The 23,276-nt window shown below is 68.5% G+C and carries 19 protein-coding genes and 1 tRNA gene; 8 read left to right on the forward strand and 12 right to left on the reverse strand.

Annotated features, from left to right (window positions below; all coding sequences use genetic code 11):
- Positions 1–109: 109 nt before the first annotated feature.
- From OG247_RS23925 to OG247_RS23945, 5 genes are all read right to left on the reverse strand, one after another.
- Positions 110–1,843 (reverse strand): relaxase/mobilization nuclease domain-containing protein, encoded by a 1,734-nt coding sequence (locus tag OG247_RS23925; RefSeq protein ID WP_327254181.1) that lies wholly within the window; start codon positions 1,841–1,843, stop codon positions 110–112.
- Positions 1,840–2,235, reverse strand: coding sequence for a plasmid mobilization protein (locus tag OG247_RS23930; protein ID WP_327254182.1), 396 nt, complete (start codon positions 2,233–2,235; stop codon positions 1,840–1,842). The genes OG247_RS23925 and OG247_RS23930 overlap by 4 nt, the downstream gene beginning before the upstream one ends.
- A 557-nt stretch (positions 2,236–2,792) precedes the next feature.
- Positions 2,793–3,608: a DUF2637 domain-containing protein gene (locus tag OG247_RS23935; protein ID WP_327254183.1), complete on the reverse strand. Its 816-nt coding sequence runs from the start codon at positions 3,606–3,608 to the stop codon at positions 2,793–2,795.
- Positions 3,609–3,698: 90 nt separating this feature from the next.
- Positions 3,699–4,391, reverse strand: a complete 693-nt coding sequence (locus tag OG247_RS23940) for an ATP-binding protein (RefSeq protein ID WP_327254184.1) — start codon at positions 4,389–4,391, stop codon at positions 3,699–3,701.
- Complete coding sequence (locus OG247_RS23945; protein WP_327254185.1) at positions 4,388–5,305, reverse strand: hypothetical protein; 918 nt, start codon at positions 5,303–5,305, stop codon at positions 4,388–4,390. Before OG247_RS23945 ends, OG247_RS23940 begins: the two co-directional genes overlap by 4 nt.
- An 895-nt stretch (positions 5,306–6,200) precedes the next feature.
- On the opposite strand from OG247_RS23945, the gene OG247_RS23950 reads away from it, so the two are divergent.
- Together OG247_RS23950 and OG247_RS23955 are read left to right on the forward strand one after the other, a co-directional pair.
- A complete protein-coding gene (locus tag OG247_RS23950; RefSeq protein ID WP_327254186.1) occupies positions 6,201–6,503 on the forward strand; it encodes a DNA-binding protein in 303 nt (100 codons plus the stop codon).
- Between the two features lie 27 nt (positions 6,504–6,530).
- Positions 6,531–8,051 carry a LacI family DNA-binding transcriptional regulator gene (locus OG247_RS23955; RefSeq protein WP_327254187.1) on the forward strand — a complete coding sequence of 507 codons (1,521 nt, stop codon included), beginning with the start codon at positions 6,531–6,533 and terminating at the stop codon, positions 8,049–8,051.
- A 59-nt stretch (positions 8,052–8,110) separates the two neighbouring features.
- Here the strand turns inward: OG247_RS23955 and OG247_RS23960 are convergent, their stop codons facing one another.
- Positions 8,111–9,463: a hypothetical protein gene (locus tag OG247_RS23960; RefSeq protein ID WP_327254188.1), complete on the reverse strand. Its 1,353-nt coding sequence runs from the start codon at positions 9,461–9,463 to the stop codon at positions 8,111–8,113.
- A gap of 480 nt (positions 9,464–9,943) precedes the next feature.
- Between OG247_RS23960 and OG247_RS23965 the strand changes: the two genes are divergently transcribed.
- Positions 9,944–10,369, forward strand: coding sequence for a restriction endonuclease (locus OG247_RS23965; RefSeq protein ID WP_327254189.1), 426 nt, complete (start codon positions 9,944–9,946; stop codon positions 10,367–10,369).
- A gap of 62 nt (positions 10,370–10,431) precedes the next feature.
- Positions 10,432–11,274 (forward strand): PE-PGRS family protein, encoded by an 843-nt coding sequence (locus tag OG247_RS23970; RefSeq protein WP_327254190.1) that lies wholly within the window; start codon positions 10,432–10,434, stop codon positions 11,272–11,274.
- Here the strand turns inward: OG247_RS23970 and OG247_RS23975 are convergent.
- Together OG247_RS23975 and OG247_RS23980 are read right to left on the reverse strand one after the other, a co-directional pair.
- On the reverse strand, positions 11,204–12,856 hold the full coding sequence (locus OG247_RS23975; RefSeq protein ID WP_327254191.1) for a PE-PGRS family protein: 1,653 nt from the start codon (positions 12,854–12,856) through the stop codon (positions 11,204–11,206). The two genes, OG247_RS23970 and OG247_RS23975, sit on opposite strands and share 71 nt — an antisense overlap.
- A 94-nt stretch (positions 12,857–12,950) precedes the next feature.
- Positions 12,951–14,351 carry a DNA-binding protein gene (locus OG247_RS23980; protein ID WP_327254192.1) on the reverse strand — a complete coding sequence of 467 codons (1,401 nt, stop codon included), beginning with the start codon at positions 14,349–14,351 and terminating at the stop codon, positions 12,951–12,953.
- A gap of 360 nt (positions 14,352–14,711) precedes the next feature.
- Between OG247_RS23980 and OG247_RS23985 the strand changes: the two genes are divergently transcribed.
- Positions 14,712–16,274 carry an ATP-binding protein gene (locus tag OG247_RS23985; protein WP_327254193.1) on the forward strand — a complete coding sequence of 521 codons (1,563 nt, stop codon included), beginning with the start codon at positions 14,712–14,714 and terminating at the stop codon, positions 16,272–16,274.
- A complete protein-coding gene (locus tag OG247_RS23990) occupies positions 16,271–17,527 on the forward strand; it encodes an ATP-binding protein (protein WP_327254194.1) in 1,257 nt (418 codons plus the stop codon). The genes OG247_RS23985 and OG247_RS23990 overlap by 4 nt, the downstream gene beginning before the upstream one ends.
- Positions 17,528–17,786: 259 nt before the next feature.
- Here OG247_RS23990 and OG247_RS23995 read toward each other — a convergent pair.
- From OG247_RS23995 to OG247_RS24005, 3 genes are all read right to left on the reverse strand, one after another.
- A tRNA-Pro gene (locus OG247_RS23995) sits at positions 17,787–17,860 on the reverse strand.
- Between the two features lie 40 nt (positions 17,861–17,900).
- Positions 17,901–18,590, reverse strand: coding sequence for a Pr6Pr family membrane protein (locus OG247_RS24000; RefSeq protein ID WP_327254195.1), 690 nt, complete (start codon positions 18,588–18,590; stop codon positions 17,901–17,903).
- A 54-nt stretch (positions 18,591–18,644) separates the two neighbouring features.
- Entirely contained in the window at positions 18,645–19,583 is a 939-nt protein-coding gene (locus OG247_RS24005; protein ID WP_327254196.1) for a metallophosphoesterase, read from the reverse strand.
- Positions 19,584–19,662: 79 nt separating this feature from the next.
- On the opposite strand from OG247_RS24005, the gene OG247_RS24010 reads away from it, so the two are divergent.
- The gene (locus tag OG247_RS24010) at positions 19,663–20,124 is read left to right on the forward strand and encodes a GatB/YqeY domain-containing protein (protein WP_327254197.1); all 462 of its coding nucleotides are present in this window, start codon (positions 19,663–19,665) and stop codon (positions 20,122–20,124) included.
- A 132-nt stretch (positions 20,125–20,256) separates the two neighbouring features.
- Here OG247_RS24010 and OG247_RS24015 read toward each other — a convergent pair whose 3' ends face one another.
- On the reverse strand, positions 20,257–22,515 hold the full coding sequence (locus tag OG247_RS24015; protein WP_327254198.1) for a transglycosylase domain-containing protein: 2,259 nt from the start codon (positions 22,513–22,515) through the stop codon (positions 20,257–20,259).
- A gap of 386 nt (positions 22,516–22,901) precedes the next feature.
- On the opposite strand from OG247_RS24015, the gene OG247_RS24020 reads away from it, so the two are divergent.
- A complete protein-coding gene (locus tag OG247_RS24020) occupies positions 22,902–23,252 on the forward strand; it encodes a WhiB family transcriptional regulator (RefSeq protein ID WP_327254199.1) in 351 nt (116 codons plus the stop codon).
- Positions 23,253–23,276: the final 24 nt, after the last annotated feature.

Raw genomic sequence — 23,276 nt, forward strand, 5'->3', positions numbered from 1 at the left:
GAAGGGCTTTCCCGCCGGGGGTGGGGCGGCTGCTGAGCGGGTGACGGCTGCCCTGGCCATGAGTGGTCGAGCCCATCGGCCAGGTGGCGTCCCGGCTGGATTGCCGTGATCAGCGCCGACGAGTGGCTTCGTTCGCTGCCCTGTTCGCAGGTTGTGCCGGTGCCGAGGAAGGGGTCCTGTGCTTGCCTCGGACGGGTGTGGCGTGGACGTTTCCGGGGTCGGCGGGCAGGTGGGCGAGGCGGCGCAGGCGCCAGGTGAGGACGTCGCTGACCGAGGTGGCGCTATCCAGTTCCCGGTGCCGGGTGGCTTCGGTGAGCAGGGTGGCCGGATCGTGGCCGGCGGCGTGGGTGTCGGCGAGGGTGGCTGCCAGCGCGGGCCAGCCGGGCTCGGCCAGGACCTGTTCGGCAAGGTCGGGGACCACCTGGCGCAGAACGGCCGCGTGCCGGTGCTGCAAGGACTGCGGCAGGACGCGGCCTCGCTGACGGAGCACGGCTATGGGCTGCGCTGCGGCGGCCTGGTAGGCGGCGCGCAGGTGCTCGGCGGCCTGCCGTGCGGCTTCGGCCTGCTGGGCGTGGTGCTTCTTGCCGTGCCAGTTCGCCGCCGCGATGGCGAGGAAGAACGCCATGTCGATGAGCATGGCCGTGGTGGCGCCGTCTTCTCCGCGGCCGAGGGCCGGTCCGCTGTGGACGAGGTCCCGGGCAGCCTGCCGCAGGGCGCGGTCATGCCCGCGAGCGGCTCTCACGTGGGACCGGGTGGCCCGCTCGAACGACGAGGCCGCGTCCCGCAGCTCCTTGCGGGTGTGCGCGGCGGAGGATTTGGCGAGCGCGTCGAGCACCTCCCCCATGGCTGCGATCTGCCCCGCGATCAGGCCGTCGTCGTCGCCGTTGTCGATGACGAGCAGCGCCTGCCAGGCGGCAGCGGTTGCGCGGCGTCGTGCGAACGCGGGCCCGGTCACCGGCGGCAGGGTGGGACGGTCCTGGTCGCTGCTGTCGTCGGCGGTCTCCGCCGGGGTGGTCCAGCGTTCGCGCATGCGGGGCAGGGACAGGTCCGGGGCGAGCTTCGACCCGGAGAAGTAGACGGGTTCGCCGTTCTTGTTGCGGTCATCGGGCAGGGCGATGGTGTAGCCGAGGACATCCCCGGACGGCGCCTTCCGCTGCCGTACGAGGAGGCCGGCGGAGGCGAGGCGGTCGAAGAACTCCTCCTCGCTCTGGGCGCCGGCCACGGCACGGCGGACGGTCTCGCGTAGTTCCTCCCTCGGGGTGCGTTCACGCTGGTAGCGGTCGGCTTTGTGGCGTTCGGCGCTGGTGGGCCGCTGGGCGGCGGTCCCGTCACCGGTGCTGAGGCGCCGCAGGCCATAGTCGGCTTCGACGAGACGGGCTTCGGCCTGGGAACGTTTGGCTTCGTTGTGGCGGCGGGGCCGGCGGCCGTCCTCGCGGACGGTCGTGGCGATGATGTGGATGTGGTCGTCGGCGTGCCTGACAGCTGCCCAGCGGCAGGCGGCAGTGTCGCCCTCGGGGGCGATCCCGGTGGCGGCGACCATCCGGCGGGCAATGTCGCCCCACTGCTCGTCGCTGAGGAGCGGGTCCTCGGGCGCGGCACGTACGGACAGGTGCCACACATGCTCGGTGGGGCGCCGCGACTCGGGCAGGGCTTCGACGGGCTGGTCGAGGAGCCTTTGCAGGTCCTCGTAAGTGGCGGCTGGGTCACGGCCGGGGTCAGGGACGAGGCCGTCCCAGGCGGCCACGAGGTGGGGGTCGGTGTGCTCTTCGTGGGTGCCGGGCCCGTAGAGGTAGCGGATCAGGCCGATGGTGCGACTGCCCATCGTGTGGACGCGGGGGATCATCCGGTGGGAGCCTCCGTATCCAGGTAGCGCTGGGTGAAGTCCTCCACCCGCTGGGCGGTCCGCTGGACGGCGTCGAGGACCGCCTTGGCGTGCGGGGCGTCGGCGCCGGAGTTCAGGACGGTGGCGACCTGGTTGAGGTTGTTGCCGATCGGGCCGAGGGCCCGGCGCAGGGCGAACAGCTCGCTGACGATCTCCCGGCGGGTGGCGATCTCGGCTTCGGTGCGGTCGAGGTCGCGCGCGGCCTTCAGAGCGGCGTGGGCGAGGAAGCCGGCGACGCTCATGCGGCAGGCCGAAGCCGCGTGGACGAGGAGTTGGTACTCGTCGTCGTTCATGCGGCAGCTGGGCTGGTGGATGCGCTTGTTCTCGGCGCGCAGTCGTTCGCGCTGGCGCACGTGCGATGTCGTCGGCACGGCGTGCGTGCAGCGCGTGGTGTGGCAGGTGTGGTGTCCGTCCCTGCCCGGGTGTGGTCCTCCCTCGGCCGCATCCCGAAGGACAGGCGCCCCCTGGTGCCGGTCCTCCCTCGCCACCCCTGGGGCGGGGGAGCGCAGAGCATTGCTCCCAACGGGAGCAATGCTCTGGGTACAACTTGCTCCGTCTGAGACTGAGTTTCCGGTCACCTGCTGGCCTGTGGGTTCCCCGGTGTGCTGGTCGTGCATGTGGTGCTCCTCTGTGGGGGTCTGGATGGGGGTGTCGACGCGTGTGCCAGGCCAGGCCGCGATTGGCCTCTCGGGGAGATGGGCAGGTGGCGTCCGGCGAGGTGGGGGAACCTCTGGGGTTCCGGGTTGCTGTGGTCCGCGTATGCGCCAGGTCTGGGGAGAGCTGGCGGAACCTGGAGATCGGGCTTCGCGGACTGCGGTTCCGGGGTCTGGCTAGCGGGCGCGCAGACCGCTTGATCGGGCTGTGACCTGCGGTGATTACCGCTCGGTGGCTGATCCGGAGTTTCGCGGGGCTAGCGTCGATCGGGCTTGAGTTCCGCCATGACCTCGGTGAGGCGCTTGTCGCTGACCGTGTGGCCAGCCGAGCGGATCGCCGTGGCGACGGTTCCGCGAGTGATCTTTCCCGTTACTGCCTTGCCGATTTCGATCAGCTCATCCAGTTCCGCGGAGGCCGGTCGGCCGACTCGGCGTTTGGGTACGTGCTGAGGTGGCTCGGTGGAGAAGGGTCGGGTCCCGACTTCGTCGTTGTCGTCCCGGCTGGTGTCCAGCTGACGCGCTTCAGAGGCGCCTGGAATCTGCTGGCTGGATCCGAGGCCGTGGTCACGCCGTCCAGGGACGGGCTCGCTGGGCTCGTCTCGCTCCGACCGCGTTATTTCGCTGGCGGGTTGGCGCGTGATGAGGATGTGGAGGTGGACGGCGCCGGCGAGCGCGAGTGGGGCGAGCGTGGACAGGATGCCGACGGTGGTGTCGCTCAGGTGCAAGGCCCCAGTGGGGCCTTGCTGGTTGAGGCGGATGGCGTGGAGGGCGTTGGCCCAGATACTGGCGATCGTGGCGGTGCCGAAGAGGGCCCACACGTACAGGCGAGCCCGGAAGGGCGCGGCGTGCAGGAGGAGAAGGGCGCGGACGCCGTAGGCGATGAAGCCGTCGATCACCAGGGGGAACAGGTAGGTCAGCAGGCCACGGACGTGGATGGCGACAGCCATCTGCTGAAGCGCGTCGTACGAGAGCGCGCAACCGGCGGCTCCGAGGGTGAGGATCGCGGCGCGGTCCCAGGTGGTCGTACGGCGGGCGAGTGTATGCGGGGGCACGGGCAGGGCGAGTGAGGTCAAGCGGGGTCTCCAAAGGTCCCTCCGCCGCGCGGCAGGTGGTGTTCGCGGTAGAGGGAGGCGTACGGGGAAGGGCGGGGTGCGGACGCCCGGTCAGGCGGTCGCGGCCCGGCGGCGGTCGGTGCCGTGGAGGATGACCCAGGTGGTCATCTCAGCGAGGCGAGAGGCGACACGGTCGCCGACCGCGTCGCGCAGCTCCCCGGTAGGGAGGTTCGTGGTGATCAGCGTCGGGAGCATCTCGGTGTAGCGGCGGTTGATCAGCCGGTACGTCAGCTCCTCGGTCCACTCCGACTGCTTGGCCGCACCAAGGTCGTCCAGGATCAGCAGCGGGCACCTGCCGAGCTCCTGGATCTCCCGCTCGGGGTCGTGGTGGGGGCGCGGACGGGACTGGGCGTGCAGGTCGGCCGAGGTCACCGCCTGCCAGCGGAGCCGGACTCCGGCCATGAGCAGGGAGCGGACGGCTCCGTACGCCTGGTGGGTCTTGCCGCTGCCGGTGGGTCCGGCGATGAGCAGCGAGGGCCCGTACGAGATGCCCCGCGTGCCGCTGGGGCCGCTCTGGCCCATGCCGGCGATCTCCTCGGCCCAGGCTCGTACTCCGGGGGCCGTGGCGGTGGCTTCCCGGTAGCGGGGCGGGATCCTGCGGTCGGCTAGCTCCAGCGCGGTCACCGGCTCCACCACGGGCTGGGCGGGGGCCGTGTCGGGGTCGATGCCCTTGGCGGCGAGGATCGCGTTCAGGCGGGCTGCCAGGATCCCGGCGCGCTGCGGTTCACGGGTCGCTGTGGTCACAGGGCGCCTCCGTAAGCGGCTTCGGGGTTCACGGGGTTGGCGTAGGGCCGGTGGCCCCGGCCGAGGGCAGCCGCTCGCGGCGGGTTCATGGCCTCGTTGACCAGGCTGGGCAGCACGCTCGGGTGCAGGGCCCTCTCCCGGAGCCGCGTCAGTCCGGTGCGGATGTGGTCCGAGCCGATGCCCTCGGCGAGCAGCTTGCCGACGGTCTTGCCGAGTCGGCCCAGCACGTCGGCGGGCGGCCGGTTGGTGCATGCGGCGACGTACTCGGCGACGAGTTCGGAGGGGGAGACGGTGTCAGGTGTTGAGGCGCTTGCGCCTCCCAACGGAGTTGATCCTAGATCCACGATCCTAGGTCCTAGATCCGGACCATGAGGGCTCACCGCAGGGTCCTGCACCCCTCCAGGCATACTCCCGGAGGGGTCACTGAATCCCTCCTGACCTGGGTATACGTGGCTCAGTGTGTGCTCACGCCAGGTGGCGGAGGGCTCCGTGAAGGGTGCGTGAGCCTGCGCCGCTCCCTCATGGAGGACTCCTTGCGTCGGCAGTGAAGCCTCAGGGACCCGACCGCCTTCGTGTCGAGGGCAGGCCGGGTTGCGGCTGCCGCTCGGCCGGTTGACCTTCTGGTGCTTGGAGAAGGTGACGATGTGCAGGTACCGCTTGCCGTCGTCGCCCTCGTACCGGCAGATGAGCCCGGCGGTGTCGAGCTGGTTGAGGTCGTCCTCGACCTCCAGAGGGCCATGCTCCGGCCGCAGCGACCACAGGGCCCCGGCGATGACGGCCGCCTGGTCGCGGAAGCGCCCGTGGTCGTCGGCCTGGGTGAGCAGGCCGAAGAAGGTCCGCTCGGCGGCGATGCCGACCCTGGCGAGCGACTCGGAGATGAACGCCTCCGGCTTGATGGTGCGGATGCGCGCCATGCCTATCGCCCCGCCTTCGTCCAGGAGGCGAGTGAGGTCCTGGGGACCGGCAGGGGGGTGCGGACGGCCACTTGGGCCGTGGGGTGGAGCACAGAGGTTCCTCTCGATCGTCCAGCGGGGGCGGCAGTTCGGCGGGGCTTGGAGGTCCGCAGTGCATTGCACTGGGGTCGGATCAATTCCCGAACCGGGCCGCGACCAACACAGCCACACCTGATTCGGGAAAGTCCAGCGATTCTGGTTACGAAGCAGCACCAGCGTAAAAGTCGTTCCGGGAATCCCATAACGGTAGGGCCGGATCCCCGGTTGACCAAAAAGTAGGCGCCGAATGCGAAGCGGGAAAGATCGCACCGCGAAGACCTTGACCGCGGCTCCTAGCGCCGTCTATGTTTCCGCCGCCTCCCACGTCAGGTAGCTCGCGGCCTGTCGAGCCAGCCTGTCTGGGCACATGGTGTCGGATGTCCGAAATTGCCCGGGGTGCTGTCGCCTGTCGCGGTCTACGCATGCTTATGGACCTGCATTCAGTCCTGCGTGAAATGCGGCGCCGGGCTTTATACCCCACGATCCCCGGTTACCGAAACCGGGGATTCGGAGTTACAACAGACGCATGCCCAAACACGCCACGAAAACCGGTCCCGCCGCAGAGCGGGCTGCTGTCGCCATCGCCGCAGCCCTCCCTGTCCTCGCGGTCTCCCAGCTCGCGCCGCTCCCTGCCGCAGCCTCGTAATGCCCCCCACGGCACGACGCCGGCTCTCCGCCTCGGGCTCCCGCCCAGCACTCACCGTCCGCCCCTGAAATCCCGCTACGGCGCCTGCGGCCCCCATCCCGCGCGCCCTGCCAGACAAGGATCTCCTTGCGCCAACCGCCCATGTCTGCCCGCCACATCGCCGCTCCTGGCATGCCCCGCCTGTACCGACCCGAGGAGATCGCCGATGCCCTCGGATGCTCCGCCTGGTGGGTCAAGGACCGGGCCGCCCGTGCGCTCATTCCCTTCACCCGAGTCGGGCGCTCGTACCGTTTCACCGCTGCGCACCTCGCCGAGATCGTCCGTATGTACGAGGTGCGGCCGGCGCAACGCGCGGAACCCGGAACAGCCACTGCTCCCCCCTCCCCACGCAGCCGGCCGGTCCCGACGGCAGCCCGCCTCCGCGCCCGCCCGCCGCGCAGGACCCGGCAGGACGAGTTCGACACCACCGCGTAGTAGAGGGATCCGAAGGGGGAGGGAAAGTTGGGTTTCGCGGAGAAGCGCGGAAGCTACTGGCGCGGTCGGTACAAGACCGAGCCAGGCAAGCACAACACCGTCGTCGACCACACCGGCGCGACGATCAAGTTCGCCACCAAGCGCGAGGCCAAGCGGGCAGCGGACGAAGCGGAGATCGGCTTCCGCCGCGGCGACGTCCGCGATCCGTCACTGGGGAAGGAGACCTTCGCCGAGTACGCGAGCCGCTGGTACGAGGCCCAGGACTTGGCTGCGTCCACGATGCAGAACTACCGACGCCACATCGAGGAGCACTTGCTCCCCGTCTTCGAGGACAAGGCTCTTGACGGCATTCTCCGTACCGACGTCGCGCTCTGGGAGAAGCAGGAACGCGCCTCCTACGCGGCCTCCAGCGTCAAGACCTGGCGCGCGACCCTGCACCTCATCCTCGCCGACGCCGTCGACGAGGGGCTCATCGAGGCGAACCCCGCCGCGAAGCGCCGAGGGCGGGGCAAGCGCGCCGGCCGTTCCGCCGATCGCGGCCCCGAGAAGGTGGTCACCGACGCACTCGGCGTCCTCCTGATCGCCGAGCGGGCCGCCCTCCTCTCCGGGCGGGACGACGAGTTCGTCGCTGTGCTCCTCAAGGCGTACACCGGCATGCGGTGGGGCGAAATCGTCGGCCTGGAGACTGAGTTCGCCCGCCGTGACTCGGTCCGAGTCGAGTGGCAGCTGTACGAGCTCGACTCGGGTGTGATGGTCCGCTGCCCGCCCAAGGACGACAGCTACCGCACCATCGACGCCCCCGACTGGCTCGCGGCCCTCGTGGCCGACCACGTCGCCCGTACCAAGCCCAAGTCGTGCCCGTGCCATGGCAGGACGTACGTCTTCCAAGGCCAGGGCACTGCCCGCACCGGAGGTCACCAGGGCGCGAAGCTGGTCGACGTGGCCCGCCGCGCAGGCGTCTCCACGGGCACGGTGTCCAACGTCCTGAACCACCCCGACCGCGTGCGCGAGGCCACCCGTACTCGGGTCGAACTCGCCATCACCGAGCTGGGCTTCGTACGAGGCGGTGCCCCCTCGGAACACGCCGCCCACTGGCGCCGCAACGGCTTCGCCACCTGGCTCTTCCACCCGGCGACGACGGGCTGGTACCCGAAGAAGGCGCCGCAGGAGCCCCGTCCCGTTCCGCTCCTCGGCGACCCGTTCCCGGGTATACCGGTCCGGGGTCGCAACGCCCAGGGTCGCGCTGACGCCTGCTGGACGGCCATCGCCAGGGGCCTCACCCCGCACGGCCTACGCCATTCCCATCGCACGCTCATGGAGGACCTCGGCACGGAGAAGGTCCTCATGGACGAGCGCATGGGCCATATCGACGGTTCGGTCTCCGCCCGCTACGCCCACGTCACGTCCGGCATGCGGCGGCGCCTCATGGCCGGCCTCACCCAACAGTGGGAGGCCGCCCTCGACGCCCGCCTGGCGATGCGCCCCACCTCGCCGGTCAGGGCGCTCGATGCCCTGCTGCGAGCACGTGCGTTGTCGCAGCAGCCGTAGAACGGGTGTCGCGCCCGCGTGCACCCGGGCGCGACACCGGCATGCCTACCCAGGCAGGGTCAGGGCAGTACGCGCATCGCGAGTACGGAACCGTCCTGATGGATGGAGACCGGGCCGTCCCACTTCGAGTCCCATCCGAGAAGCGGCCACGTCTTCCGCCGGGCGTGGACCTCCGTGCGGTACCGCTCCAACTGGCCGTCCGCGAGATGACGGAAGAGATCCTTCGCGACCCCAGAGAACGCCTCGATCCGGGTCCTGTTCATTCGGAAGACGTGATCGGTCCCGACGAAGTCGATGCCGTGGAGTTGCGCGTACGCGTCCTGGACGCTGTCGGTGGCGGCATGGATCAGGCCCGTGAAGTGTCGCTGGCCTTGCCTCTTGGTCAGGTACTGCGCTGTGGCCGTGCCATCTCCGGCGAAGGCCGTTAGGCCGGCGGCGGTGGTTCGGGCGAGGACCCGCCCAAACCACGGATAGTGCTCGGGCTGGACGTGGAACCCTGGCTGGGGCACGGGTGGTTCGTCGCCTTCTGAGGGCCGCTGGATTCCCGGGTAGATGTTCGCGTCCTCGATCGGATGATCGAGGTGGTTGCTGGCGGCGTCCAGTGCGCCGTTCAGTCGACCGCCGGTTCCCCGCGCCTGCAAGGTATGCACCGTGAGGGGGCCCTCGGTCGGAAGCTCTGTGCTGAACACCAGGACCGGTGTCTCGTTCCACGCGCCGATGTGGACCGCCTCGACATGGGCGGAGGAGGACGCCAGCTGGGTGTGTGATGTGGCGGCGTTGCTGTGGTTGCCTTTGCAGGCGATCGGGATGGCCCACGACGGCTCCCCGGGCTTCCAGACCTCGGCGAAGAACTGCGGCCGGTAGCGGTACCCGGATCGCGGCCCGGAATCACGGCTGGTGAGGGCCCAGCCGGCCCGCAGCGCGGTGTCGGCAGGGACGATCGAGATCGAGTGATCCGGATACCGGCGGCCCAAGAGCTGTCGGGCGAGAGCCAGGGCGAAGCCGGTCCCGAGCTCCCCGGACTGGATCGCCTTGTAGTAGTCCGCTGTCTCCCGGCCCTCTGCCGAGAGCGTCATGAAGGACTCGGTGCCACCGGTCAGAGCCTGGCTGTACTTCAGGCACCCCCAGTGCTCTGCGAGCCCGCGGCTGGCTCCTCGCCGAGAGAGGGCGATGGCCTGGCCGAGGGTGTGCAGTACGTCCCAGGGCGCGAGCTGGAGTGTCCGGTCCAGCTCCTTCACGGGTATGGGGCGCAGACCCGACTTGCGCCGCAGCTCTTCGAGCTCCTTCTCCTCGCGTGCTTTGTCGTCTTCGGCGGCGGCCTCATCCACCTTGCCGACCAGCCCGGTGCTGGAGTGAGCAGAGATGTTGGACGGCTGGACGAGCTCCTTCAGTACGTCAGCGGCTGGCTTCAACCTGTTCCCCTTACGGCTCGCTCGGGTGTGACAGACCGACGTCGCAAGCTATGCACCGGAAGAGGGGCGCGCACAGGGCGTACGCGCGCACGGCACTGCCTCGGGGCCTGTTGCGGGGAGAGCGAGCCATGGCCAACAGGCGCTCTTACGCCTCCGGAGTTCCTCACCCACACTGGCGGCCGGCGACAAGGGGGAGGAAAGGGTGGCAGCTCGTAGGCCGAAGAGCCGGTCGTCCCGGCGCAAGCGCCGGGACGACCGGCTCGCTGCGGGAGCCATCGGCGGCATCGCTGTCCTCGGCGTGCTCACGTCGTCATGGGCCGTGATCTGGCCTTACCTCGTCGGGACTCTGCTCATCGGGGCTGCGACAGGGGAGGCTGGTGGCTGTGGAAGACAGACCGCCTCGTCCGCACCGGTGATCGGACGTGGCGCCACGAGGACGCGGTCAACACCGGCCATCGGACGCTCACCGAAGTTGACGCCATGGACGGCCCGGCGTTCGAGGAATTCGTGGCCAGCCTGTGCCGACGGGACGGATGCACCGACGTGCGCCGGGTCGGTCGCTCGCACGACGACGGCGCGGACGTCCGCGGACGGCTGCCCGACGGCCGGACCATGGTGATCCAGTGCAAGCGCTACAACCCGAAGCGGAAGATCTCCAACAGCGAGGTCCGCAACCTCCTCGGCTCCCAAGTGCACTTCGGCGCCGACGTCGCGGTCTTCGTGACCACCGCATACTTCAGCGGCCCTGCCGAGCGCTGCGCCGTGCAGAACGGCGTCATGGCCGTCCACCGCGACCACCTCGGCCTGTGGAACAACGGCGCCGCACTGCCGTCCCTCGCCTCTGTCAACGGCTCCGGCCAGGGAGACCGTCAGCACCGCGCTCGCCGAAGGAAGACGTACGAGTAGCCGGAGCCCCAGATTCTGCCGTTGTGGGACCCGACGGGCCGTCGGGCTGGCTCAATGGACGCATGGAGATCGGGGAGCACTGGGCCTATCGATCGAGGCCCAAGGAACTGGGCGGTGCACTCCGCCGGGTGGAGATCGTCAGGGTGGGCGGCTCAGGCAGGTCCGGGAGCGTCCACGTGCGGTTCCTGGAAGGTGACGCAGCCGGCCTGCAGGAGTGGGTGAGCCCCAGCTGCTTGGTTGCCCTCTGGCCTGACGTCGAACTCTTCCGGGCGGACGACGCGGCCGAGCTGGCCCTGGCCGAGGCATCGAGGGCAGTGCGGGGGAGTGCCGAATTCGAGGCGGCCCGGATCATCCTGGGCTTCGTCCGGCCTAAGGGCCGGCTACGTCTGCGGAAGGCGGTGGCCGACGCGGGCGTCTTGGAGCTCGGGCATCTCGACGAGACCGCGCCTCTCGTCGGCATGGAGGCTGCCCGACTACGTGATGACCCCATGGTTCACGAGGACCGCAAAGGCTGCTCCCTGGTGGGCTGGCCGATCACCGAGCGGATAGCACGCCAGGTCGCCCAGCGGCTGGCCGAGGAGATCCTGCCCGAGGTCGACCGGCGGCAGCGAGCCATGGAAGAGGAGCGCGACCGATCTTCCTGGTACGGCCACCAGCGTCGGGACGACCGAAAGCTGGACGCGGAGAAGGAAGCCCTGCGCACGGTGCGGGAGTGGTGCGGACAGGAGAAGGCAGAGCGCCACGACGAACTGTTGGCCCTGAGGTCGGAGGTGCTGCGACTCGGGGAACTGGTCGAGCGGGCCGTGAAGGCGCTCCGCGACCGGGGCCACGGTGTCATCGCCTCCACCATTGAGCGCGACCTGGGCGTCCATATCTCCAGCCTTGGTCCAGACGTTCGTCGCTGAACGCGCGCGAGCGCTCCGGCTCCGGCCGTGCCTCGGGCTGGGCCGGAGCGGGCGGCGACGGCGGCTTCTCCTTCTTGGGACGGTGCGGGTGCCAGCCGTCTAGGAACGGACGAAGCTGGTCACCCGTCGGCTCCGCGTGGAAGTTCCGCCCGCGTAGCCCCCTGCGGCTCAGGATGGGATCGAGCCGGGCTGCCTCTGACCGTCCCCAGGCCGACCACTCCCGAAGGCTCTCTGCCTCTGCAGGGTCATCCGCCTGGGAAGCGGCCTCGTCCAGCACGTCGCAGAACGCCCGGATCTCGCCGACCGCTCGCCACTGGTCCAGAGCCGTCCCGAACTGCTCGGCCCGCGCCGCGTCGACCGCCTTGATCGAAGCCACGCTGACGGCGGTCTCCCACTTCTCCTGTGTCCGCTGCTGCTTCTCCGCTTCCACCCGTTGGCGGTCGGCCTCCTGCCTCGCACGCTCCTCCTGCAGCCGATGCTGTTCCGCGTCGCGCTCCTCACGCAGGCGGCGCTGCTCCGCCTCGTACTTCAGCCTGGCCCGCTCCTGCTCCTGCCCACGTGCCTTCAGTACCTTGAAGACCTCATCGATCTGGTCTTCCAGCGGCCTCTCGTTGGCGTCGGCCCACTCCCTTTTGATGCCCAGGCGCAACTCGAGCTCCCCGGAAGGCTCGAACCGGTGCGCCGGCGTCACCCGCTGCCAGTCATAGGTGCGCCGGCCCGGCTGCTTGGGTACGTACGGGACCTGCCTCTGTCGCTCACGGAAGCTGATCTCGCACGTGATGCCGTGGACGGTGAGCAGTGGCCTCGGTTGCTTGCGCTTCCTGGAGACCGTGATCTCGCCATGGAGGGCGAAGGCGCGCTCGGCGAACAGCCGGAGCAGAGACAGAACCCGGGGGAGTACCGCCTCCGAGACTTCGAAGGCGCTGTGGTCCTTCTCGACCGCCGCGATCACATCGTCGACGTCGGTCAGCGTCCTGCTGCGCGCGAGCCGGATGCGGTTCCACTCGGTGTCGTCCTCGCCGTTCACCCGGAGCAGCCCGAAGCTGATGTCTCCCTTGGCCCGCCCGGTGTACTTCAGGTGGTATCCGGCCGGGGGACACTGCCTCGCCGCGTCGAAGGCCCGCCGGTACCGGGCCCGCTCCGCCTCACCCGGGTCCGGGATGCGCAGGAAGCGTCCAGCTTGCTGAACTTCCGCGATCAAGGACGCCCCGATATCCGCGGGGGAGGGCTGTGGAACCTTGGGCGCACGCTGAACACGAGGTTTCGGTTCGGCTGGGTTCTTGGGCTCGGGAGGCTCAGGCTCCTGGGTCGCCGCGGTGGCGGCCGCTGTCGTGCGGGACCTTCGAGGCGCGGGTTCAGGCCGGTCCGGGTGATGGCCGTGCTGGAGGTAGAAGCGCCCAGCATCGGAGATCTCCGCCTGCCACCGTCCGCCCTCCTTCGGCATGGCGATGAGGCCCCGTTCCTTCAGGGCACGCGCAGTAAGGGCGAGCTCCGGGGATTCTGACGTGACCGGGTCGCTTCCCTCCCCGATGCGTGTGAGGAGGGCTAGTTGGCGATCGTTGATCGGTGTCCAACGGTGCATGTGATCGTCGTACCGTCAGCGATCCGGTGGGCACAAGCTGTGCGGTGGGCTTTCCGGGGGCTGGTTCCCGGCCAGCCTCTACGACAGTTCGATGTCAGTCACCGGGGAGGGTCTTCAGGGCGTCCACGGACAGGCGCGCAGTCGGATCCGCTGCCCCTGCATCGAAACGGACGCCCTCGGCCGCCAGGGCGTCGGCGGGTGAGTCTGTGCGGGTGGGGTCGGTCCAGCGGAAGCCGGGGCTGACGCGGCCCGCCGCATTGAGGACCCGCCAGGCATTGGGGCACTGGCCGCAGGTTGCCAAGTGGGTGCCGACCGGGACGGCGTGGCTGCTGATCACGGCCGCCAAGTCCCCGTAGGTCGTCCACCGTCCGGCGGGGACGGCGTTCAGGAGGGTGTGCAGGCCTGTCCAGTCCTTGCTGGTGCCGTTGAGCTGCTTGGCCAGGCTCGCGAGGTGGGTGCCGGCCAGTGCTCCCCACTCGTCGGGGTCGACTGTGTCCGGGACATGGGCGGTGTCGATGTCCCACCAGGTGGTGCCCTGTATGCCGTCGGCTTTGCGGCCGGTCACGCTGGTGAAGATGTGGTTGGCCAGTCCGGTCGGGGTGTACGGCTTGCCGTCGCTCTTCCACGTCAGCGGCTTGGCGGTGTTGTTGTTCCACGCGACAGTTGCTCGGCTGCTGTCCTCACCGACCCAGGCCAGGATGTCCTCGCGGATGCCTTCGGTCACCCCGTGCCTCGGCGTCAGCCGGAGCAGGGCCCCATCCGGGATAAGCCCGGCGCCGACTATGACGTGCACGGCGTTCTGGGCCCGCGAACGTTCCTCCAGCTTCTGGGCCGCGGCCTTGGCCTCGATCCTGGCCGGAGCGAGAGTGAACTCCTCCACCTCCGGGGTGGGATAGACCTTGGTGAAGCTGGCAACGAGCCGGTCCTTCACCTTCCAGAGGCCCACCTGGATGAGGTCGATGTCGAGGTTCATCTCCGACAGCCACACCACGGTGTGGGTGACCTGCTTGGGGAAGTCAGCAGCGATGATCACCTGCCTGGGGTGCTGGAGCAGTTCAGGGCTCCAGTCCCCGTCCACGTGGTCCAGGAGGCGCTGGCGGCAGGTGTCGAGTTCGAGGCTCTCGCCCCGCCCCTTCCGGAAGTCGCGGTGGGCCTGGGCCAGTGTGTCGAGGTCGAACCGGGACACCAGGGCGGCATAGGTGATCGCCTGGAGGTGGACGTCGCGGTCGGCGGTACCCCGCTTCAGCTCGACCACCACGAGGCGCCCGGTGGCATCCAGGCCCAGGACGTCCAAGCGGTCGCGCGCCGGCACTCCGTCCGTGTCGGCCCACCGGTCGAACTCGGAGGTGATCACGAGCACCGATTCGCCCAGGATCTGAGGGTGCGCGATCACCCACTCCTGGAGGTGCTGCCGTTCGAAGAGGCCTTCCGCTGCCAGCGTGGTCGGTGAGACCGGCGTGGCCGAACCCCCGTCAACAGTGAAGAGATGATCCACGCCGTCCCCCTGTTCCAGTCCGTCAACCAGGCGCTCGCACACCGGCAGCCCTCAGCCTACGGCGGGTTGTGCGGAGCGTGGACTCATCTCTCTCCTCCAGGGGCGGCACCCTTCCGTACTCCACCAATGTCAGGCCGGCCTTTCGGCAGGCGAGCGCCGGTTCCGTGGGCGTTGACGGGAACGAGTGGACCCGTGCGGGCGTCCACGCCCTTCCTGCCGGGCGAGGCCAGCCCTTTGGCCAGCTCCCCGCCAGCTGAACTTCAGCATTTGCTGGTGCGCTTGGCCTGTGTCGTTTGGAAACATCAGCAAGCCCTCGCCGCGCTCACTACCATGTGGGCAAATCCCCGCTGAGAGGCGCACGTGGCGAGCACCCGTAACCAGCAAGTTCTGGCGGCGCACAAGTCAAGGTTCGAGCAGCAGGTCTCCGGTGGACGGGAGTTCACCAGACTCCTACGGGAGATTGGTGCGGAGGCGTACCGGTTCGAAGAGGACCAGTCTGATAGAGCACGCTGGTGGATCTACATCACCCTGCCTGCAAACGTCCGAGAGACCTTTGATCTGCGCCTCGATGTCCTCTGTCTATCTGCCTCGTACGAGAGGGTGGAACCGCGAACCCTCACCCTCATCGCGGAACGGCTGCACGATCGCGACGCCCGGGTAGACCCGGACTTCGCCATCCTCCTGACTTCGGATCCAGGCGCGACTGAACTTGTCAAACGGCGCCGCGGCCAGCTAGCCATCCTTACGATCAACTCGCACGAATTGCTCAGCGGACCTGGGATAGGGCTCCGTGAGCGCATTGCGGAGATCATGGTCACCCACGACCACTATGATCTGACGCGTCCCATTACCGAACCTGCCGCGTTCTACGGCCGGCAGGCCGAGGTGGCTGAGCTCGAGTTCGCCTTGGACCGAGGGCAGTCCGTCGGAGTCTTCGGACTCCGCAAGGCGGGCAAGACTTCGCTTCTTAACTTCGTTGCTCGACAGCGCGAAGGCAGCGGCAAGCCCATGGTCTGGTTGGACATCAGCGTGTTGCAGGCCGCCGAGGCGTTCCAGCTCACCTTGCTGGAGAAGTGCCACACGATCGTCCGGCAGCTTGGACAAAGGCCGCCCCGGCTGATGACCCTCACCCGAGAGGGCAACCCGAATCCAGCAGTTCAGATCGGCAGCTATTGGATTCGTGACCTTAACCTCCTGCTGGATGCGCTGCCAGATCGTCTGGAACTGTTCATAGACGAGATCGACCAGGCGTGGCCTAGCCGCTCCAATCTTGGCGCGGAGCAGGCGACGGCTGTTTTGAGGTGTCTCACCCAGTTGCGTGGTGTGGTCCAGAGCCGCGAGGCCGAAGGTAAGCACGGCATCGGTGTTGTCTGCGCTGGGGTGGATCCCGCCATCTTCGAGAGGCCGCTCCTGGACGGGCGTGACAACCTGCTGTACAAGTTCGCCAGGCTGGCCTTCCTCTCTCCCATGAAGCGTGAAGAGATGCAGGAGATGGTGCGTAGCCTCGGAAAGCGGATGGCGCTGCGCTACACGGACCACCGCACGATCGACTTCCTGTTTCAAGAGTTCGGCGGCCACCCACTACTCACCCGGAAGGCCTGCTCTGTCGCGTCCCGCAAGCGGCCCCAGAACGAGATCCCCTGGCATGTCCCGCTCTCCGCGCTTGAAGAGGCTGCAGAGAGGCGGGGGCCCAACACGCCCCAGTCGGAGGTCAAGGACGTGTTGGCCTCCTTCACCGAATGGTTCGGGGACGAGGCCGCCATGCTTCCACTGCTATGGTCCGAAGATCCGCAGGAGCGCGAAGAAGCTAGGGAATGGGCTCGCAACGAGCCTGACATGGCGGCGCACTTGGTGTCGTATGGCATCACCGACGAGAACTGGTCGCCGCGGATTCACGCCATGCGCGCACTGGTGTTGCGATGAAGCTCTTGCCGTCGCAAGGGCAATGGGTTCAGGCCGTATGCGAGCACTTGATCGACGGAGAGATCGTCATAGTCCGGGGAGTGCCGGGCTCGGGCAAGACCACTCTGCTCAACGCGGTGGAGCGGGAACTGGGGGACACCAGCGTGTCCACCCGGGGACGCAGTTACACCGAGCAGGACCAAGACGTGCGCAGCGAGGACTTTCAGAAGCGGGTTGGCGAAGCACTCGACAGACGTGGCACCGCACATCTCCTCTTCGATGACTACCCGCACGCCCTTCGTCGGTCGCATGGTCTGAGGCTACAGCGGCAGCTGCTGCATCTATTGGTCGACGGCGAGCAGGCGGTCGACATCGGTGCCTTGCTGATGGGGCGGTGGGCGCGCAGTATGCACTTGGTCAGCAGTGGTTCTCCACTCGTGGCGCGGGCGCGGGTAGTGCCTCTGCCAAGCACGATCGAGTCCGACTTCGAGGCAGTCGGCTGCCCCCAGTCACGGGATGCCGCAGTAGCCGTAGGCGGCAATACCGCGCTGCTGGCGAAGGTAACTTCGGTCTTGGCCAGGCCAGCCCTCCACCAGGTTCGCGAGGCGGCTGAGCTGCTAGCCCCCCAGTGGGTCCAGGATGTGCCGTGGGATGCCGTTCAATGGATCAAGAATGTAGTGCGTGACGGGCCGACCACGCTACCTTCAGACGACTTCGCAGCCGAGGCCCTGGCTCCCTTGGTCTTCACGGTGGGCGACGGACGGTACGACGTGGTGAGCGCCCTTAGATCGGGCGCGGCCCTCGCTGCACTGGATGGTAGGGCACCGACATGGCCCGATCTCTGGGCGGAGTCGGTCGCCACCTTCTGCGGGCTCCTAGCCGGTGCGCCGGCGGTTGTGTGGGTGGACCGGTACCTGGCCGTCGACCCACCAAGGCTGGTGCTATTCCTTCAGGCCGTGCGTGCGACCTGCGGGACTCAGATCCGCATGCTTATCGCCGAGGACCAGGCCAAGAAGATCGACGCCTCCGCTATGGCTGCCTTCTCGGCGCTGGACTGCGAGATCAAGACGATGCATCCGGGTGACCGGAAGCAGCTCCACGACCGGCATCTGATCTTCCTGGGTGGTCGCCAGGGCGGTGTGGTGATGCCGACGGGCGGGGTCGTGCTGTGCAAGGACCCCCCGGGAGCGGCTATGGCCGTTCAAGCACCGTTGCTAGATCAAAACCTGATACGTGACGCTTGGGGCAGGGGCCGCGCGCCTGTTGTGCCCTGACCTCTGGACCGCAGGCAGGGCCTCTCGGTCCACCATAGGGGTGATGGATGGGCGATTGGTTGTGCCTCGCAGTTCTTGCTCATCCAGGCGAGAACCCTGCGGTGCGTTCGCCAGCCGAGGCGGACGGTTCGCCCAGCGAGCGAGCTTCTGGGAGCCGGGAATCGAGGTCGGCTCCCAGACGGCTCCCAAGACAGGGGCAAACGCCAAACAGGGGCCTGATCCACTGAGTGGATCAGGCCCCTGACCTGGTCTTACGAAGTCGGGGTGGCGGGATTTGAACCCACGACCTCTTCGTCCCGAACGAAGCGCGCTGCCAAGCTGCGCTACACCCCGATGTCCACCCCTGCAGCGCTTGCTGCCCTGGCGACATCGATTACTTTAGCGGACCCTCGGCCGGAGACGAAATCCGGTTTTCGCGCGGCGGGCGGTAGCGGTCCGCGATGACCAGGGCGAGGCCGAGGGCGTAGAAGGCGAGGCCGAGGACCACCGCGTTCAGCGCGACCCTCGCGTAGCCGTACTGGGCGGCGTCGATGAAGGGGTAGGTGTAGCGGCTCGGGACGTCGGGGGAGAGGAGGGCCCCGCGGATCAGCGCGAAGACCACGTAGAGCAGGGGGTACGCCAGCCACTGCGCGGCGTAGCGCGGGCGCAGGGTGCGCGGGGCCGTGAGGAGGAGGAAGTCCAGGACGGCGCCGATCGGGGTGACCGTGTGGAGGAGCTGGTTGGCGACGGACTTCGCGCCCGACAGCTTGTCCAGGGAGTCGAGCACGTTGAAGGGGCTCGACGGGTTGGCCAGGACCAGGTGGAAGACCAGTCCGGTGATCAGGATGAAGAGGAGGACCCCGCCCCGCCAGAAGGGGGCCACGTCCGGCTCGCGCCGGTGGAGGCGGTGGGCCGAGAGCCCGAAGGTCACCGCGACCAGGATGTTGGTCCAGATCGTGAAGAAGCTCAGGACCACGGGCACGCTGCCGTACGCGCACTCGATGACCAGGCCGGTGACGGCCGCGGCCGCGATCAGCGCGCGGAAGGCGACGGTCGGGACGCGGAGTGCGGCGGGTGTGATCATCCTGTCAACGTACCCGGAGGGCGACGCACGCCTTCGGTCCCGGGCCGGACCGCCTCAGGCCTTCGGGGTCAGTGTCAGCAGTGTCGCCTCGGGCGGGCACGCGAAGCGCACCGGGGTGAAGCGGTTGGTCCCGCAGCCCGCCGACACGTGGAGGTACGCGCGCTGCCCCTCCGCCTCGTGCGTCGAGAGGCCCTTCACCCGCTTGGTGTCCAGGTCGCAGTTGGTGACGAGCGCCCCGTAGAAGGGGATGCACAGCTGTCCGCCGTGCGTGTGGCCGGCCAGGATCAGCGGGTACCGGTCGGCGGTGAAGGATTCGAGGACGCGCAGGTACGGGGCGTGGACCACGGCCATCGAGAAGTCCGCGTCCGCCTCCGGCCCGCCCGCGACCTTCGCGTACCGGTCGCGCTTGATGTGCGGGTCGTCCAGGCCGGTGAAGGCCAGCTCCAGTCCGTCGAGCTTGAGCCGGCCCCGGGTGTTGGTGAGGTTCAGCCAGCCGGCCGCGTCGAAGGCGTCCCGCATTCCCTCCCACGGGTTGTGGACGGCCCCGACGACCGGCGCGTTGCCGTTCAGCCCGTGCCTGCCCTGTGTCTTCTCCAGCAGGTAGCGGCCGGGATTGCGCAGCCGGGGCCCGTAGTAGTCGTTCGAGCCGAAGACGTACACGCCGGGGAAGTCCATCAGCGGGCCGAGCGCGTCGAGCACTTCCGGCACGCCCTCCGTGTCGGAGAGGTTGTCGCCCGTGTTCACCACGAAGTCGGGGCGCAGCCCGGCGAGGGACTGCAGCCAGGCGCGCTTCTTGCGCTGCCCGCCGACCATGTGGATGTCCGAGACCTGCAGGACGCGCAACGGGCGCATCCCCTGCGGGAGCACGGGAACCGTGACCCGGCGCAGGCGGAAGGACCGGGCTTCGAAGCCGGCGGCATAGGCCAGACCGGCGGCCCCCACCGCGGCGATCCCGGCGGTGACCTTCAGAGGTACTCCGTAACGCGCACGCATGCCCTCATGTTCGCAGACCCGGCAAGCACGCCGGGAAACCGGCGGGCGCCCGAGCCCCCGTACCTGGCAGACTCGGGGCATGACCACGCTCAAGGCCAAGCTCCAGGAAGACCTCACCGACGCCATCCGCGCGCGCAACGAGCTCGCCTCGTCCACGCTGCGCCTGACCCTGTCCGCCATCACCAACCAGGAAGTCGCGGGCAAGGAAGCCCGGGTGCTCTCCGACGAGGAAGTCCTCAAGGTGATCGCCAAGGAGGCGAAGAAGCGCCGCGAGGCCGCGGACGCCTTCGCGCAGGGTGGCCGTCCCGAGCAGGCCGCGCGGGAGACCGCCGAGGGCGAGTTCCTCGACACCTACCTCCCCAAGCAGCTCGGCGAGGCCGAGCTCGAGGCGATCGTGGCGCAGGCCGTCGAGGAGGCCAAGGCGGCGGGCGCCGAGGGCCCGCGGGCCATGGGCGCCGTGATGAAGATCGTGAACCCGAAGGTCGCGGGTCTGGCGGAGGGCGGGCGCGTCGCCGCCGCCGTCAAGAAGCACCTGTCCTAGTCGTCCTGGTACGCGGGTCCCGCAAGGCAAACAGGGAGGGCCCCACCGATCCGGATGCGGATCTGGTGGGGCCCTCCCTCGCTTTTCTCCACGGGGTTCCCTACGGGGTTCCCTACGGTTCGCCCGCGGGTCCTAGTCGCGGCCGCCGATGATGCCCGGGGGGAGGGTGATCCCGCCGAGCGGGTCGGTCCCGCCCGTGCCGCCGCCGTCGGTCCCGCCGGACGTCTGCCCGCCGGGCCGCCCGTCACCGGGCTTGCCGTCCCCACGACCGGGCTTGCCGGGCTTGTTGGGCTTGCCGCTGGGCTTGCCGCCGGGGGAGGGGCTCGGGGTGTCGGGGATGTTCACCGTGACGAAGTTCGGGGCCTCGCGGCCGGAGAGCGCGCCGGAGACGGCCTGCTTCCAGATCGGGCCGGGCAGGCCACCACCGAAGACCTTGTCGTAGTACTGGCCGCCGATGGTGATGTTCTCCATCGACACCTGCTTGGCGCCGCCGGAGCCGACCCAGGTCGCGCCGGACATGTTCGGGGTGTAGCCGACGAACCAGGCGTTGTAGCGGCTGTCGGTGGTACCGGTCTTGCCCGCGTTCTCCCGGTCCTTCAGGCCCGACTGCTGGCCCGTACCGGAGTCGACCACGCCGAGCAGCAGCGTGTTGATGGTGTCGGCGGTCCGCTCGGTCATCGTACGGCCGCACTTGGACTTCGGGACCGTCAGCGCCTTGCCGTGCGAGTCGGTGATCGACTCGATGGTGACCGGGGTGCAGTACACGCCGCGGTTGGCGAAGGTGGCGTAGGCGTTGGCCATGGTCAGCGGGGACATGCCCTCACTGCCGAGCGCGATGGCCGGGACCTCGGGGAGCTTGGCGCCGTTGGCCGGGATGACGCCGAGCTTGGTGGTCATCTCGGTCACGGGGCACAGGCCCACCTCGGAGATCATCTCCACGAAGTAGGTGTTGACCGACTTGGCCATCGCCTCCTTCATCCCGTACGGGCCGACCTCGGACTCGGTCTCGTTCTCGACCTTCGCCCGGTCGGTGTTGACCCAGGGCTTGTCGCCGCAGGTTCGCACGGGGCTCGGGTAGTCCATGTCGTACGGGGACTGGTACATCTTCGTCGGCGGCAGTCCGCCTTCGAGGGCCGCGGCCGCGACGAACGGCTTGAAGGTGGAGCCGGTCGGGAAGCCGAAGTTCGAGCCGCCCATCTTCTTGTCCACCGAGAAGTTGATCTGGGTCTCGTTCTTGCCGAAGCCGTACGGCTTGGACTGCCCCATGGCGAGGACCCGCCCGGTGCCGGGCTGGACGAGGGTGACGGCCGTGGCGACCTTGTCGTCCTGGTCCACGTGGTCCTTGATGGACTCGTTGACGGAGTCCTGCGACTGCGGGTCCAGGGTCGTACGGACGGTCAGGCCGCCCTGGTTCCAGACCTTGGCCCGGTCCTCGCGGGTCTTCCCGAAGGCGGTGTCGTCGAGGAAGGTGTTGCGCACGAAGTCGCAGAAGAAGCCCGCGCCCTTGACGGCGGTGATGCAGCCGTTCTTCGGCTTGGTCACCTTCAGCTGGACCGGCTTCGCCTTCGCGGCGTCCGCCTCCGCCTGGGAGATGTCCTTCACGTCCGCCATGCGCTGGAGGACGATGTTGCGGCGCTTCATCGCCTCCTGCGAGTCGTTCAGCGGGTCGTAACGGCTCGGCGACTGGACCACGCCCGCCAGCAGCGCCGACTCTTCCAGGGAGAGGTCCTTGGCGGGCTTGCTGAAGTAGCGGTGGGCGGCGGATTCGATTCCGTACGCCTGCTGCCCGAAGTACGTGATGTTGAGGTAGTTCTCGAGGATCTTCTGCTTCCCGAGCTCCTCCTCGACCTGGATCGAGTACTTCAGCTCGCGGATCTTGCGCCCGAGGCTCTTCTCCTGGGCCTCGCGCACCTTCGTCTCGTCGTCGCCGGCCTCTTCGACGAAGACGTTCTTCACGTACTGCTGCGTCAGCGTCGACGCGCCCTGCGCCGCGCCGCCCTCCTGGGCATTGCGGTTGACCGCACGCAGGATGCCCTTGAGGTCGATCGCGCCGTGCTCGTAGAAACGGGAGTCCTCGATCGCGACGATGGCCTTCTGCATGTACGGGGAGATGGCCGTGATCGGGACCACCTGCCGGTCACGCGAATAGACCGTGGCGATCAGGCCACCCTCGGAGTCCAGAATCGTGGTGCGCTGGCTCAACGGTGGTGTCTTCAGATTGGCCGGGATCTCATCGAACCCCTCGACCGTGCCCTTGGCCGCGAGCCCCAGGGCGCCTGCGCCCGGGATCGCGATGCCGGCGAGTACAACCCCGGAGAGAACGGACACACCGAGGAACTTGGCGGCCTGCTGTGGCCCCGTGAGCCCGCCGCCCGAGCGCTTCTTTCCCATAGAGGGCAGCCTACGTTCTCATTCGCCGGACACGCGCGAATGCCTTGGCCTAAGCTGTCCTCAACTGTCACAGCAGTGCGGTGGGACATCAACCCCCCGGCTTGTTTTTCACCCTTCCCGAATGGGGTGGACGCATGTCCGAATCTAGCCTCCTGTGATCAGCATGCCCCGGCGATTTCACCCAAATCGCCGGAATGGTCGGGCATGTCGCAGGATCACTCCGTCGGGTGATCTGCCGCTTACCCATAGTCCGTTCGGACCATTCAAGATTGGGCCCGTCGGGGGTGTTGCACTGTGCCCGCCTTCCGTAACGTCCTCAACTGGCAGCGGTGAATATGCCGCTACCGCCGTGGGGGAGCCTCGATTCGGGAGAGGACGGCGCCGGGATGGGCTGGGTTACCGACTGGAGTGCGCAGGCAGCCTGCCGCACTACCGATCCGGATGAACTGTTCGTTCAAGGAGCGGCACAGAACAGGGCCAAGGCGGTGTGCACCGGATGTCCGGTGCGGACCGAGTGCCTGGCCGACGCGCTCGACAACCGTGTCGAGTTCGGAGTGTGGGGCGGAATGACCGAGCGGGAACGACGTGCGCTGTTGCGCCGGCGTCCGACCGTCACCTCGTGGCGGCGACTGCTCGAAACCGCACGCACGGAGTACGAGCGCAGTACGGGCATCCTCACCATGGATGCCGATGAGGAGATCGACGTTCCGTACGAGGCGTACCTGGCAGCCGGGTAGACCACCCGGCCACCAAGTCGTAGG

The sequence above is a fragment of the Streptomyces sp. NBC_01244 genome, assembly GCF_035987325.1.
GTDB lineage: Bacteria > Actinomycetota > Actinomycetes > Streptomycetales > Streptomycetaceae > Streptomyces.

Excerpts from the sequence above, each read along its gene's own strand:
- OG247_RS23925 (WP_327254181.1), bottom strand. The coding sequence starts at position 1,843 with ATGATCCCCCGCGTCCACACGATGGGCAGTCGCACCATCGGCCTGATC.
- OG247_RS23945 (WP_327254185.1), bottom strand. The coding sequence starts at position 5,305 with ATGGCGCGCATCCGCACCATCAAGCCGGAGGCGTTCATCTCCGAGTCG.
- OG247_RS23950 (WP_327254186.1), top strand. The coding sequence starts at position 6,201 with ATGCCCCGCCTGTACCGACCCGAGGAGATCGCCGATGCCCTCGGATGC.
- OG247_RS23965 (WP_327254189.1), top strand. The coding sequence starts at position 9,944 with ATGGACGGCCCGGCGTTCGAGGAATTCGTGGCCAGCCTGTGCCGACGG.
- OG247_RS23970 (WP_327254190.1), top strand. The coding sequence starts at position 10,432 with ATGGAGATCGGGGAGCACTGGGCCTATCGATCGAGGCCCAAGGAACTG.
- OG247_RS23975 (WP_327254191.1), bottom strand. The coding sequence starts at position 12,856 with ATGCACCGTTGGACACCGATCAACGATCGCCAACTAGCCCTCCTCACA.
- OG247_RS23990 (WP_327254194.1), top strand. The coding sequence starts at position 16,271 with ATGAAGCTCTTGCCGTCGCAAGGGCAATGGGTTCAGGCCGTATGCGAG.
- OG247_RS24000 (WP_327254195.1), bottom strand. The coding sequence starts at position 18,590 with ATGATCACACCCGCCGCACTCCGCGTCCCGACCGTCGCCTTCCGCGCG.
- OG247_RS24005 (WP_327254196.1), bottom strand. The coding sequence starts at position 19,583 with ATGCGTGCGCGTTACGGAGTACCTCTGAAGGTCACCGCCGGGATCGCC.
- OG247_RS24010 (WP_327254197.1), top strand. The coding sequence starts at position 19,663 with ATGACCACGCTCAAGGCCAAGCTCCAGGAAGACCTCACCGACGCCATC.
- OG247_RS24015 (WP_327254198.1), bottom strand. The coding sequence starts at position 22,515 with ATGGGAAAGAAGCGCTCGGGCGGCGGGCTCACGGGGCCACAGCAGGCC.
- OG247_RS24020 (WP_327254199.1), top strand. The coding sequence starts at position 22,902 with ATGGGCTGGGTTACCGACTGGAGTGCGCAGGCAGCCTGCCGCACTACC.